We start from the raw sequence: 12,989 nt of genomic DNA on the forward strand, positions 1-12,989 counted from the left end.
CGTCACCAGTAATCAACGTTCAGCACGGCCTCGCCCTTGATGGTTCCGGGTACCAGCACATCGTTGGTGCGGATGTAGCGCGCGGTGAACTGGTGATCGTGCACGCCACCCACGCCCGGATCGAAATCCCAGGTCTGGCCGAACTGCACTTCGGCACCACCGCGCAGCAACTGAACGCGCACGCCCTCGGCATCGGAATCGGCGGTGGGGGTCAGCTGGCTGCCGGTGTTGCCCGCATCGCCGGCGTCGCTGAGGGTCATGCGCGCGCGCGGCGGATCCACGCCGCAGTCCATGCGTATCGCGACCAGCTTCTCTTTCGCGGTGGAACCGGGGACGGCAAGCTCCGCCGTCTGCACGTCCTGCAGGGTTTCGGCCTTGTCCTGCAGTGGGCAGGTCGCGGCGGGGAACTTCAGATCCAACTGCACGATCGACTGATGATCAAGTGAGGGTTCCGATGGCGCCCGCAACGTGATCGTACCGGTCATGGTCGGTGGCGTCCGCATGCGCCCACCGCGGGAGAAGACAACTGCCCAGTACTGGATTGCCGCTTCAATTCCTCCTGGCCCGCTCATCTCGAAGAGTCCGGGCACCTCCTCGCCAACGCGGAGCGCACCGTCTGCAGAATGGGCGACGTGGTGGTAGAACATCACCAGCGGGGCGTCGGGTGCCGCCGCATATGCAGGATAGGTAGCTCCTTTGAAAGTGACCTCGCCCTGGTAGGTGAGGCCAGGCATCTCCAGCGTCATGAACACCGGCACGTCCCGCTTTTCCGGGCAGTCCCTGAAGGCACGTCCAGCACTTTTCCGGTCAAACTCCACCCTGCCCGCTTCAGGATAGGTGTCATACATCTTGTCCAGTACCAGGTCGCGGTTGATGCCGTACTCGACACAGGCAACTGCACTGCCTGCGCAGAACAGCAGCCCCAGCAGCGGCGTCGCCAGCAGCCTGCGGGCCCGGCGCTGGATGGGGGGCGTGTGGGTCGAGGTGTGGGCATTCATATCTGTCTCCTGTGGTCACGTTCGAGCCGGAAACGGCTCACTCGTAGTCAGCGGTAACCACGATCTCGGTGGACACGTCACCGGCGCTCAACGCCGCACCGGTGGGCACGTAGTACGCCGCGCGCAGGTCGTAGCGCGCGGTGGCGCCGGTCACCGGCACATCGATGCCGGTGTCGCCGTCCTTCAGATAAGTGGTGCCGGTGGTGCCGGCCAGCAGCGAGATCGACACACCGCTGGCCTCATCGGTGGTGGCGGTGTTCTTCCAGCGCTCGGCATCGCCATCGGCGGGCGTGCCGGCGAAGGACAGCACGGCCTTGTTCACGCCCACGCAGCCGTTGAACTCCAGCGCGCCGGCCTTGATCTGGCTGTCCGCGCCGGGGGTGAGGTCGCTGGCCTTCACCGGGTCCAGGTCGATCGGCGCGGCGGTGAGCGTGCAAGTGCCGGGCAGCACCCGGCCGGTGATGGTGAGAGTGGCGCTGTCGGCCAGAGCCACCGGCGCGGCGGCCAGCAGAGCGGTAGAAAGGGCGATGCGGTTGAACAGCTTCATGGAAAACTCCTGCAAGTGACGTAAGGGAAAGGATTCAGAGCGAGGTGGCATCGACCGCGGTCAAGGCGGCCTGCAACCCGGGGCTGGGCGGCGGCAAGGGCGTGCACACCGCCTGGCTCCAGGACAGCCCGTAGGCATCCGGTGCGGCGGGCGTGGTGTATTCGAGGCGGCAGCGCTGCGGGCCATCGGGGTCGACGATCAACTGCCCCTGTTCGGGCGCACCGCGCAGCTGGATCACACCGCCCTGACCCACCGCGCCATAGCTGCGGCCGGTCTCATCTTCGATGCGTGCGGCAAACGGCAGCGGTTGGCCCAGCGCATCGGTGGCATCGATGAACAGCGTGCGCTCCCGCGTGGCGTTGAAGGCCACGCGCACGATGCTGCCTGCGGTCGGTGCCACCCGCTGCGAGGTCTGCAGCAGCTCCACGTCCATCGACAAGCCGGACGGATCCAGCTCGATCTGGTTCCAGCGGTAGGGGCTGACATGCGGCAGCAGCGCGTAGCCGTTGCGGCCGATGCGCACATCGCTGCCATAGCCGATGCGCGCGCCCTGCGCACCGTCGGCCTGGATCAGGGCGAAGCCATCGCCCACCGGCGCACCAAAGTTGATGCCATCGCGATGCAGCACCACACTGCCGGCCGCACTGGCGTTGAAAGCGTTGTAATCACCCGAACGGCTGTAGCCGGCGGTGACGGTGCCATGCCCACCGCGGTAGGAGGCATAGGCGCTGGCGCCGCTCGCGCCCTCACTGGCAGCGTTGGCGGACACGTTGTAGTTCAGCTGCTGGTCTGCACCCAGCGTGCCACTCACGCCCAGCTGCGCCTGCTCGCCGCGGGCCGACTGCGCCAGCTGCGTGCTCAGGCGGGGTGCGCTGGGCGCCTTGCCCAACGGGATGCTGAAGGTGGCCGAGTAGCGGGTGTCCTGGCGGCCATCGCCCTGCCGGTAGCGCATCGCCGAGAGGCTGTAATTGGCGCGGCCGAGCGTGCTCTGGAAGCGCAGCTGCAGGTCGTTCTGCGTTGCAGCGCCATCCCAGTAGCGGACGTGGCCACCACTGAGCGACAGCGTGCTGCGCTCACCCATGCGCTGGGAGAAATTCAACTGGAAGCGCTGGCGGGCGCGGCTGCTGTAGCCCCAATCGTCCGCACGCGCCTGCGCGAAGTCGTTGAGCGAAAGGTAGCCGCGGGTACTGTAGCGGTGCGCGGCCAGGCCGAAGTTGGTGCCGGTGGCCGCAACGTAGCGCTGGTAGTTCAGCCGGAAGCTGTTGCCGGTGATCTGCTCGCCATTGGCCAGGCGCGCGCGCGAGTGGGTGACGTCGGCGCCGAACGCGCCCAGCGGCGTGTTGATCGCCCCACCGAACAGCGCGGACTGGAAATCCTCTGCCACCTGCATGCCGCCCAGGGCGGTGAAGTGGTTGCTGATGCCACGCGCATAGGTACCTTCGGCAAAGCGCAGCGATTCGCGCACGCCACGGGCATCGCGCAGTTCACCGGCCGTGGCACTGAAGCGACTGGCCCCCGGTCGCAGGGCCTGCGGCACGGCGGAGAAGTTGACCGTGAACGTCTGCTGGCGACCGTCGGCTTCGGTGACGGTGACATCGAGGTCGCCGCCGAAGTTGGTCGGGTACAGGTCTTCAATGGAGAACGGGCCGGGGGCCACGCTGACTTCATGGATGATGTTGCCGTTCTGGCGGATGGTCACCATCGCGTTGCCTTCGGCGATGCCCTGCACCACCGGCGCGAAGCCGCGCAGCGAATCGGGCAGCATGCGTTCATCGCTGGCCACGCGCACGCCGGTGAACGAGAGCGACTCGAACAGCTCGCCGCCCGTGTTGCCCTGCCCCAGCAGCAGCTGGCTGTTCCACGCCGGCAGGTCGCGCTGCAGGTAGCTGCTGATGACGTCGTGGCGCGAGCCGTAGCTGCTCTGGCTGAAGGAGGAACGATGGCGCAGGCGCCAAGCGCCGAGGTTCACGCCCGTGTTCAAGCCCAGGTACGTGGCGTTCTGGCCCTGCGCACGGTTGTGGTTGATGTTGTAGTCGAAGAACGCCGCGGTAACGCCATGGTCGCGCTGGTCCGGTGCCACGTAGCCGCGCGCATTGCGCGCCTGCGCGGCCTGCGGCACGTTCACCAGCAACTGCAGGTTGCCCGCGTCGTACTCCACCGTTGCGCCTTCCACCAGCGCAGCCAATGCAATGCAGGCATCGTCGTCCTGCTCCAGATCCGCCAGGTAGCTGTCTTTCAGATTCAATCGACGCAACAGGGCCACGGGCAGGCATGGCGTGGCGCCCACCGGTGCGGGTGCCTCGACAAAGCGGATGTCGCGGTTCTCCAGGAACTGGCCATTCACCACTACGTCCAGCGGATAGACGCCCGGCTCCATCGGGTTACCCTGTGCATAGCGCTGCATGTCGATGGACTTGCCGCCGATCAGGAACCCTTCGCTGAATTGCAGTGGCCCGCCGGCATCAGCACGGACATAGCTGCTGAGCGTCATCGCCATGGCAAGGGCGATGGCCGCTCCCAGCGGACGGCTGATGAGAGGACGCTGTGTGCGGTGATGGAGAGGGCGCTTCTGCATGGAAAACGTCATTCGATGAGGCCGAAGCCGACATCGCTCGTAGTCGAAGTGGGCCGAAGCGTAGACAGCCCCCCTCCGCCTTCCCATGCAATTTGTTGCAAAGCGACACCGAAGCACGAAAAGACGCGACTTTCCATGCACTGACTGTTTCAGGGCAATTCAGGCTTGTTTTCGCGGTGCAAAGAGAGTCAATCGAATGTGTTGCGGTTGTCGCACCGATTGCCTGCAACCGGCTGTCGCAGGGCTGAAGTCGTTTCCTGACCGCGCGCTTTACCGCAAGCACGAACCGACGCATCGCACAAGCACCTTGCAACTAATTGCATGTTCCCGCCGAGCATGCCCGGGAACACTGTGCGCATCCGCCGGCCCGGCCGGTGCGGATCTCCTGTTTACCCAACCAAGGACATTCCCATGTCGAACCGATTGAATCTGCTCGTTGCCAGTGCGCTCGCACTGGCTGTTTCCCCCGCCGCCTTCGCCGAAAAGCTGGAGATCACCGGTGAACTGATGACCAGCACCTGTTCCGTGGATGCCACCGGCGGCACCGTCACCGTGCCGATGGGCAAAGTGGATGTGGCGTCCGTCAATGCCGCCGACCGCGCCGGCATGAAGAATTTCAGCATCCTGCTCGACTGCACCGGTTCCGGCGCAGCCCAGAAGGTGGGCGTGCGCTTCGGCGGCACCCCCGATGGCAGCACCGGTAACCTGGCCCTGGATGCGACGTCTGTTGCCACCAATGTGGGCGTTGCACTGTATGACGCCAGCGGCAACCAGCAGAAGCTGGGCGAAGACCCGCTGCAGTGGGTCGACATTCCGGCCGCCGGCACGGGCCAGCTGGACTACAGCGCCTGGTATTCGTCGCCGGGCCGCAACGCCACTGCCGGTTCCGCCAACGCCACTGGCGACTTTGTCGTTCTGTACGACTGAGCACTGCCATGCCGGCCCGTCAGCGGGCCGGCACTTCCCACCCGATGAGGAATGACGATGAAGATTCGTGCAATGACGTGGATGACCGCGCTGCTGGCTGGCGCAGTGGCGCTGCCCGCATCGGCGGCGGTGACCCTGCAGGGCACGCGTATCGTGCATGACGCCGGCAAGGGACGCGACGTGACCGTAAAGGCGACCAACAGCGGTGATCAGCCCGCCATGGTGCAGGTCTGGATCGACGATGGCGACAGCCATGCGCGGCCGGAAAATGTGCGCACCCCCTTCCGGTTGACCCCGGCCGACCCGCGCCTGCTCCAGGCACACCAGGGCCAGGCCTACCGCGTGACGTACGCGCCGCGGCCGTCGGAAGCGCCGCTGCCCACCGATCGCGAATCGGTGTTCTATTTCAATCTGCTGGATATTCCCCCCAAGCCCACCGATGCCGCCGGCAAGAACCTGCTGCAGTTCGCCGTGCGCACCCGGGTGAAGCTGTTCCATCGCCCGGCTGGCCTGCCCGGCAATGCCCGTGATGCCGCAGGCCAGCTGCAGTGGCGAGCACAGGGCGGCGCTCTGCAGGTGAGCAACCCCAGCGCCTACCACGTGACCCTCAGCACGTTGACGCTGCCGGACGGCCGCACGGTGGAGACGGACATGATCGCGCCGGGGGCCGAGGTGCGGCTGCCGCTGCCGAGCGGTGCGGCGATGCCGTCGTCGGTGACGTTCCAGTGGCTGGACGATTACGGCACCCCGCGCGATGCCGAGGCCGCGGTCGCGCGTTGAACGCAGCCGGGCATGCGTTCGACATCTGCCATGCAGGAATGTCGCAACTGGCACGCGCATGTGCGCCTGGTTCAGCGCAGCGCATGCGACACGCATCTGCAACGTTTTCGAATTTGAAAGTTTTCTGATTGGTGTAACAGCACCTGCGTGCACATCATGGCGCGCCACCGACAACGGGTGGCACGGGCTTGCAATCCCGTAGGACTATCGCGTTGTTTACGCTTGTCTGCCGGCGTCGCTCCTTCCTGTTGGGCGGCGTCGGCAGACAATCCGTCCGTGCCCTATGGCGGGCGGTGCGTGGGGGCCTTGCGCCCGCCGGCTAACACGCGTTGGTCCCCGGTATTGCAACCACGCACCGTCCGCCGCCCTCGCCCAGCGCGAGGGCGGCCCCTTGCTTCACACTCAAGGACGCCGCCATGACTTCTTCGCTCTATCCCTATCTGTTCGCCACATTGGGCGACGCCGTCGAACGCCTGCCGGATGATCTGGCCTAAGCACTGGAAACCACGTTGGGCAGCACGATGCGCGCCCACGCCGACGAAGGCATCACCCTGCTCGGCTGCCTGCAGCGCATCCGCCACGTGGACGCTGCCGATGGCCAGCCCTGGCCGGACAAAGGACGCAAGCAGTGCTTTGGTTTCGCGATGGCACGCATCGACCGCGCCAATGCCGGGCTGACCTTGCTGCTGGAACTGCTGCACGCCATCGAGCGTGTGCGCGTGGACGGCGATGCCGACCAGCAGGTGGGCGATGACGTGCGCGAAGGCTTGCTGCTGGCCTGCCGTGGGCTGGCCGAGTATGTGGATGTGCAGTTGCGGGTAGCGTAGCCAGCTTCCGCGGCACCTCGACCACGCCAATCCCTGCCCCAGGCTCAGGGATTGGCGTCGAACAACACGGTCATGTCTCCTTCCCAGCGCGAGCCCGGTGTCTTCACCATCTCCAGCACCGCGTCACGCCCGGCGGTGAAGCGCAGGGTCGAACGGCGCTGCATCAGGTAACCGTCGGGCGTGAAGCGCGGTGCCTGACCGTCATCGGCCAGCAGTACGGTGTTCTGCGCCGGACGACCATCGCGCAGATTGTTCATGCCCGGAAGGGTGACGTCCACCTCCACCGGCACCTGCTTGTCCGCCTGCGGATCATGGATGCCGCACTGGTCGCCGACGTGGTGCTGGCAGCGCAGCTTCATGCTGAAGTCCATCGACGTGGTCAGATGAAACGGCAGCTCCTGGCGCAGCCTCGCCGGAGCAGTGCCATGATCGATCCAGGGCGACCAGCCCCCTTCGGGCGCCAACTGTACGCGCGGCGCTTCGGTGGCGAAGCGCACCTGGAAATCGTGGATCACATCGAACACGAAGTTCATGCGCACGGCCTCGACACCGGTGATGTTGTCGCCCAGATCGATGTCGGCCCCGGCGCCGCCGGTGGTCCAGGTTTCCTGGGCCATGTAACGGCCATCCTGCAGCGTCATTGCATTGGGCAGGGTAACGTGGATGCCGAGCCCCACGTTCCTGTAGGAGTAGCTGCGGGCATACCGCGTGTTGGTGCTGTAGCACTCGGTGGGGCTGGCTGGCGTCCGCACCGCCCAACCGCCCAGCGACCATCCACGCCCACCGGCGCCGCGGATGGCCGTGCAACCTCCACTGACGCCGTAGTACCAGGGATCGGCGCCACCACCGAAGTTGATGCGCATGGACAGCGCCGCAAAGCTGATGGTCGCCTCGAAGGTGCGTCCGCTCGACACCTCCTGCAGGGTGATCGTACGCGGCGGCGGGAAGCGGATGTAGGTGGTATCACGCCTTGATGTGTCGTCGCTCGGCCCCTCCTTGCGCCAGTACTCACGGTTGCCGAGATCGAAGATATAGGCCCCGTTTCTATCGCATTCGGCCGGCCTCCAGTTGCAGAAGCTGCCCCGGGGTGTCGTGTTGCGGAATGTGGTATCGCCCGGATCCAGGGCGTTGGGCCTGAATTCGCCGGTGACGTTGACGTCCACCACCTGTGCGGTAGCAGGCAACGCCGCCATTACGGCCAGCAACGGGAACAGCCGGATTCCAATAGTCATGCTTTAGACCTGCCTGGTTTTTCGGAACAATGGGCTAGTGCGCGACCACCGACGGCGGACAACCGATGCCGCCCACCATCAGTACATCGCCTTCGCGCGGGTGACGGCCCTCCTCCATGGTCAGCACACAGCTGATCCGGTTCGGATAGCGCAACTCGACCACCGGCGCGCGTGCGCTGAGTTCAAGGGTGAAGAAGCCTTCTTCCTGGCTGACGCTGCGGCCGGCGTGGTTGATCACCTGCACACCGCGCATGCCGTTGCCATCGGCATCCAGTACCTGACCCATCACGGTGAAGGTGCGCAGTACATCCACCGTGGTGTGCACCACGCCGCCCTTGTTGAGGTGGTAGCTGATGGTCGACGGCTGCAGCGCCGCCGCAGGCGCGTGCCGGCCGTGGAAGTCGAACTGCACCTGTCCCGCACGATAGGCGGTGACCGGAACGAAGTTGCGTCCCGGGCGCAGCTGCACGCCACCGCCACGACTGTCGTCGGCACGCAACGTGATATCGCGGAAGTCACTGCGCACGTCGACGATGATGCCGGTGTCCACGCTGCCGCTGCGTCCTTGGCCCAGCACGGCAGCATGTCCTCCCCCGATCACCACGGTGCTGTCCAGGTTGGCGCTGCCGCCAACGTGGCCAGAACCGGCACCGCGATACAGCTGTACATCGCCTTCCAGCAGTGGACTCTGCAGATAGGCACCGGCGCCCGCGCCAATGCCGCTGCGTTCAGCTGTGACCATGCCATTGACGCTGCGCAGGATCTTCCCATCCACACGCTGGGTGGCGACCGCGGTGACGTAGCCGTCGCGCTGGCCGGCTTCGCCGGTCCGGCTGCCCAGGCTGCCGCTGTAGCTGCGACGCTCGCTGCCGAGAGACACGCTGACGGTCAGATCGATGCCGCGCTGGCGGCGATAGTGGGTGAAGCGGCTGCCCGGACGGTCGTAGGCCGAGACACGCCAGTTGACGTCATGCCTGCCGAACAGGGTCTCGCGGCGACCGTAGGAAACGTCGATGCCGGTGCCACGGGTGAAGCCGGAACTGCGGGCCACGCGCAGGCTGGCATTGTCGCGGTGACTGAAGCGATGGGTGATCGATACGGCCGTGGTGTCCTGCCAGCCTCCCCGGGTTTCCCAACGTGGCGGCGCACCCTCGCTGGCGGGCAGCCGATGACGCTGCTCTGCCCAGCTGCGCGCATGGTTGGCGACCACCGAACCGGCACGGTAGCGATACAGTCCCTGCAGATCCACGCCGCGCCCGGCATCGCTGGAGGTGTAGAAATTGGTGTAGGCGCTGAAGCGATCACTGGCCTGCCAGTCCATCGACAGGCCGGTGGCGCGGCGCGTGCCGATCTGCTGCACGGTGGCACCGGCCACTGCGCGCGGGTGCAACAGGTAGTTGACCACCGCACCGGCGGCGATCTCGCCCTCCTGCATTGAACGATCGCTGTCGAGCAGGCTGCGCTGCTGGCCGGCGAACGCGCTGTAGCGCCAGCGTCGAGTGGGATCACGCCAACGGCTGGGTTTGTGGATCGAGGCGGTTTCGCGCGAGGCCTCCTGGCCGTCTTCAATGACCCGCAGTACCACATCGTAGATGCCGCCTGGCAGGCGACGCGTGTCGATCTCCTGCACGCCCGGCTTCACGGCCTGTGTGGCCAGCAGGTTGCCGTCGCGCAGAATCTCCACCACACCCTCGCGGTTGGCGGTGACATAGACCGGATAGACGCTGGCGCTGCGCGTATCGGCCAGCAGTACATCCGACGAACCGAACATCACTCCCAGCGCGGTGTCATTCTGCGTACCCGGCGCGCGTGGCTGGCGGATGATGCCCTCGAACGTGGGCAGGAAATAGCCCGCGCGGACGAAATGATCGCCGAGCTCGCGTTGTGCATACAGCGCACTGAGATAGTGCTCCGTGCTGCCGGGTTGGGCGTAATACTGGTAGCTGCCAACCGTGCTCCACAGACCGATGCTGCCACTCAGTTCAGCGCTGTAGCGTGCGCTGGCCGGCTGGTCCTGGCCGCCATGCACGGCCAGGCTGTTACGTACGATCAAGCCGTGGCTGCCGGACGCCGGCAGGGCAATGTTGCGTTGTTCCGCACTGGCAGTTGCCGGCGTCAACAGGCTCAGCAGCGAATTGGCCAGACTGTAGTGCAGCGCGGCCAGGCCACGGCACTGCGGCGCGCATATGCCAAGCGGCAGCGGTTCGGCCAGCTGCTCGGCCCAGCGCGTGCGCTCGCTCTGCGGCCACGGGCTGTCGATGCTTTCGACGAAGCCGATCAGCTGTACGCGGTTGTCTTCATGCAGCAGTACTTCGGCGTCGCCCAGGTACTGCCCGTCCAGTTCCACGCGCACGGTCAGCGGATTGCCGAACAGATGCTCGCGGAACTCCGCAGGCATGCGGTCGCGCTGCTCCAGCAGGCTGACCTGTGCGTCTGGCACGCCTGCTGTCGCCTGCGCCGAGGCAGCAGCAAGCATGGCGGCAATGGCAACCGCCAGTCGCAGCGGAACCGGTCGCGGATGTAGGCGTGAAAGGCGCATAGATGGCATTGGCCCTCCTGCCGCACGCGCGGTGGGGCAGGAAGGCACATAGCTCGGCAGGCGTCAGATGTCGCTTTCGAAGATCATGTGGAACTGACCGCCGTAAGTACCCTGCTTGTAACCGCCGCCCGGTTCGGTAGGCGCGATGGCGAAGGCCAGTGACTTGCCGGATGCAGCTTGGGCTGCGTTGGCAACGGTGATCTTGGCGGCGGCCGTTGCCGGCACGACCACGTTGTCCAGTTTCACCGCCAGATCTACGACATCCGCGGCCGAGGCCATCTGCGCCGGCGCGGACAGATAGGCGGTGATGGCAGCCGGCGACTTCACGTTGATCACGCGACCGGTCAGTTCGCCGAGCACCTGGCGTGCGGTATCCCACGGCAGATTCTGCGGCAGGCCTTCCCAGCCGTCCGGCGTGGACACCTGCAGGCCGGCAACGTTGGGCACGTCAGCCGACACATTGACGGTGATCGATTTGGTTTCGGTAGCCGCAAAGCTGACGGCCGGGGCGATGAGCAGGACTGCCGCAGCCGCCATCGCGTGTTTCAAGAAGGACATTCAGATACTCCTGGGTGAGTGGGTAAAAAAGCCAGGACAAGGGCAAAGCTGTCCCATCGGACTCCTGGCGGGCCCGGGCGGGACAATGGCGTTGGTGGGGAAAGGACGGTCAGCGGCGGCTGTCGATGCTGCGCTGGTGTTCGCCCTCCTTCAGGTCGTAACGGATGAAATGCGTATCGTCAGACGCCAGCACGTGAGAGTGACCGGGGCGTACGTGCACGATGATTCCGGGCGTACAGGCGTCGACCTTGGCCCGCTCGCACTGGCGCAGGTTTTCCAGAACAATGGTGGCGTTGCCGTGGTTGTGGATCTGGCCGGATTCGATGCGGGTGTCATAGCGCGGGTGTTGTGGCGCGATGAACAGCACGGTGCCGAAGCCGGTGAACACGCGGATGGCCGAGGAAAGCTCTGCGGCCTGCTGTGCCTGTTCCTCGCTGAGCGAGAATTCCTCGGCACTCGGCGCCACCGGCACGAAGCGCAGGCGGTAGTAGCGTTCCTCGTCGCGCAGGCCCCGATACACCAGTCGTGTGGCCTGCTGGCCGTTGCCTGCGATGATCAGGCGACTGGGACTGGCGATGACCCCATGCGCCCCAGGCGCGTTGCGCACCAGCGATGGCGCATCCACCGGAACTTCGACGGGCTTGTCATCGGCATCGAAAACGATCTCTGCCACTTCCACCCGGACGTAGGCGGTGCCGGCGCCGGTATTGCGGATGCGTTTGAGCAGGTTGCTGCTGCCGGGCTGCAGGTAGTCGAAGAGGACGCCGACATTGATCTGCGGTGCGCTGGCGTGACTGGGGAACGCCAGCGCACACAGCAGCAGGACGTGGACGACACGTGACATGGGACCGCTCGTTTTCAGGAGCGTGAAGTGTGTCGTCGCGTCAAACGCACGGCTATGAAAATAGTTGTAAGCCGAAGCGCGCAGCGGCGAATTCGGAGAATTCCTAAATGCTCATCGCCCGTGCTGCCAGCATGGCCGGCCACCATGGCCCCTTGCCCGCAGCCGCGTACCGGCAGGACACCAATCCCTGCCGCACTCAGGCGAAGTGCTCGTATCCGCTCGGGCCGTCGTGGCCTTCGGTGTGCACGCCCTGCCCCTCGGCGATACGGCCGATGCGGGTGATCGGCAGGTCCAGCGATTCGGCCACGAAGTGCAGCGCGTCGCGCTGGTCGGCGGCGGCGGTGAAACACAGTTCGTAATCATCGCCGCCGCGCAGCGCGCACTCGCGGGCCGCGTCGCGGCCCAGCAGTTCACGCAACGCCGGTGAGATGGGCAGCGTATCGGCATCGACGTCGGCGCGGACACCGCTGCGCGCCGCGATGTGGCCCAGATCGGCCAGCAACCCATCGGAGATATCCACGGCTGCGTGCGCGAATGCACGCAGGCGCAGGCCCAGGGTGACGCGCGGGGTGGGCCGCAGCAGGCGCAGGCGCAGGCATTCGTAGTCGGCCAGCAAGGTGGCGGTGGCCACGTTCAATGCGCCCTGCTGCCACAGGCGCAGCGCACCGGCGGCATCGCCGAGTGTGCCGCTCACCCAGATGTCATCGCCCACCTGTGCGCGGTCGCGGCGCAGTGCCTGGCCGCGTGACACCTGCCCCATCGCAGTGACCGACAGTGACAGCGGGCCACGCGTGGTGTCGCCGCCGATCAGCGCGATGTCGTGCTGGTCGGCCAGGGCGAAGAAGCCATCGGCAAACGCATCGATCCAGTCTTCGCTGGCCTCGGGCAGCGACAGCGCCAGCGTGCACCAGGCCGGGCGTGCGCCCATCGCGGCGAGGTCGGACAGGTTGACGGCCAGCGTCTTCCAGCCAATGTCGAACGCCGGGGTCTCCGCCGGAAAATGCACCCCGCTGTTGAGGGTGTCGGCGGTGACCACCAGTTGTTCGTTCGGGCGCGGCTGCAGCAGTGCAGCGTCATCGCCGATGCCGAGCACGATGTCGTCGCGCTCGACGGTGCGCGCCCGGATGCGGTCGATGAGGGCAAATTCAGCCAGGGACATGGG

Annotated in this window: 10 protein-coding genes and 1 pseudogene; 3 read left to right on the forward strand and 8 right to left on the reverse strand. The window is 66.0% G+C overall.

What is annotated here, in order from left to right; genetic code table 11:
• Window positions 1-2 precede the first annotated feature (2 nt).
• The 3 genes from PV764_RS10450 to PV764_RS10460 are packed head-to-tail and all read right to left on the reverse strand — an operon-like array spanning window position 3 to window position 4,036.
• Window positions 3-998, reverse strand: a complete 996-nt coding sequence (locus PV764_RS10450) for a fimbrial protein (RefSeq protein ID WP_421116568.1) — start codon at window positions 996-998, stop codon at window positions 3-5.
• Between the two features lie 37 nt (window positions 999-1,035).
• Window positions 1,036-1,545 (reverse strand): fimbrial protein, encoded by a 510-nt coding sequence (locus tag PV764_RS10455; protein ID WP_421116569.1) that lies wholly within the window; start codon window positions 1,543-1,545, stop codon window positions 1,036-1,038.
• Between the two features lie 34 nt (window positions 1,546-1,579).
• Entirely contained in the window at window positions 1,580-4,036 is a 2,457-nt protein-coding gene (locus tag PV764_RS10460; RefSeq protein ID WP_421116661.1) for a fimbria/pilus outer membrane usher protein, read from the reverse strand.
• A 495-nt stretch (window positions 4,037-4,531) separates the two neighbouring features.
• Between PV764_RS10460 and PV764_RS10465 the strand changes: the two genes are divergently transcribed.
• From PV764_RS10465 to PV764_RS10475, 3 genes and pseudogenes are all read left to right on the forward strand, one after another.
• Window positions 4,532-5,047 (forward strand): fimbrial protein, encoded by a 516-nt coding sequence (locus PV764_RS10465; protein ID WP_019182506.1) that lies wholly within the window; start codon window positions 4,532-4,534, stop codon window positions 5,045-5,047.
• Window positions 5,048-5,104: 57 nt separating this feature from the next.
• The gene (locus PV764_RS10470) at window positions 5,105-5,827 is read left to right on the forward strand and encodes a fimbrial biogenesis chaperone (protein WP_046272751.1); all 723 of its coding nucleotides are present in this window, start codon (window positions 5,105-5,107) and stop codon (window positions 5,825-5,827) included.
• Window positions 5,828-6,243: 416 nt separating this feature from the next.
• Window positions 6,244-6,654: pseudogene (locus tag PV764_RS10475) on the forward strand (hypothetical protein).
• A gap of 44 nt (window positions 6,655-6,698) precedes the next feature.
• Here PV764_RS10475 and PV764_RS10480 read toward each other — a convergent pair.
• From PV764_RS10480 to thiL, 5 genes are all read right to left on the reverse strand, one after another.
• Window positions 6,699-7,886 (reverse strand): hypothetical protein, encoded by a 1,188-nt coding sequence (locus tag PV764_RS10480; RefSeq protein ID WP_421116570.1) that lies wholly within the window; start codon window positions 7,884-7,886, stop codon window positions 6,699-6,701.
• A 34-nt stretch (window positions 7,887-7,920) separates the two neighbouring features.
• Entirely contained in the window at window positions 7,921-10,326 is a 2,406-nt protein-coding gene (locus tag PV764_RS10485; RefSeq protein WP_421116571.1) for a TcfC E-set like domain-containing protein, read from the reverse strand.
• A 162-nt stretch (window positions 10,327-10,488) separates the two neighbouring features.
• On the reverse strand, window positions 10,489-10,983 hold the full coding sequence (locus PV764_RS10490; RefSeq protein WP_026069669.1) for a CS1 type fimbrial major subunit: 495 nt from the start codon (window positions 10,981-10,983) through the stop codon (window positions 10,489-10,491).
• A 109-nt stretch (window positions 10,984-11,092) separates the two neighbouring features.
• Complete coding sequence (locus tag PV764_RS10495; RefSeq protein ID WP_421116572.1) at window positions 11,093-11,827, reverse strand: CS1 fimbrial subunit B flags: Precursor; 735 nt, start codon at window positions 11,825-11,827, stop codon at window positions 11,093-11,095.
• Between the two features lie 196 nt (window positions 11,828-12,023).
• Complete coding sequence (thiL, locus tag PV764_RS10500; RefSeq protein ID WP_019182512.1) at window positions 12,024-12,986, reverse strand: thiamine-phosphate kinase; 963 nt, start codon at window positions 12,984-12,986, stop codon at window positions 12,024-12,026.
• Window positions 12,987-12,989: the final 3 nt, after the last annotated feature.

The organism is Stenotrophomonas sp. AS1, from assembly GCF_048957655.1.
GTDB classification, from domain to species: Bacteria; Pseudomonadota; Gammaproteobacteria; order Xanthomonadales; family Xanthomonadaceae; genus Stenotrophomonas; species Stenotrophomonas bentonitica_A.

Bases quoted from the DNA above. Each gene is read 5' to 3' on its own strand.
- PV764_RS10450 (WP_421116568.1), bottom strand. From the start codon at position 998: ATGAATGCCCACACCTCGACCCACACGCCCCCCATCCAGCGCCGGGCC.
- PV764_RS10455 (WP_421116569.1), bottom strand. From the start codon at position 1,545: ATGAAGCTGTTCAACCGCATCGCCCTTTCTACCGCTCTGCTGGCCGCC.
- PV764_RS10460 (WP_421116661.1), bottom strand. From the start codon at position 4,036: ATGACGCTCAGCAGCTATGTCCGTGCTGATGCCGGCGGGCCACTGCAA.
- PV764_RS10465 (WP_019182506.1), top strand. From the start codon at position 4,532: ATGTCGAACCGATTGAATCTGCTCGTTGCCAGTGCGCTCGCACTGGCT.
- PV764_RS10470 (WP_046272751.1), top strand. From the start codon at position 5,105: ATGAAGATTCGTGCAATGACGTGGATGACCGCGCTGCTGGCTGGCGCA.
- PV764_RS10480 (WP_421116570.1), bottom strand. From the start codon at position 7,886: ATGACTATTGGAATCCGGCTGTTCCCGTTGCTGGCCGTAATGGCGGCG.
- PV764_RS10490 (WP_026069669.1), bottom strand. From the start codon at position 10,983: ATGTCCTTCTTGAAACACGCGATGGCGGCTGCGGCAGTCCTGCTCATC.
- PV764_RS10495 (WP_421116572.1), bottom strand. From the start codon at position 11,827: ATGTCACGTGTCGTCCACGTCCTGCTGCTGTGTGCGCTGGCGTTCCCC.
- thiL (WP_019182512.1), bottom strand. From the start codon at position 12,986: ATGTCCCTGGCTGAATTTGCCCTCATCGACCGCATCCGGGCGCGCACC.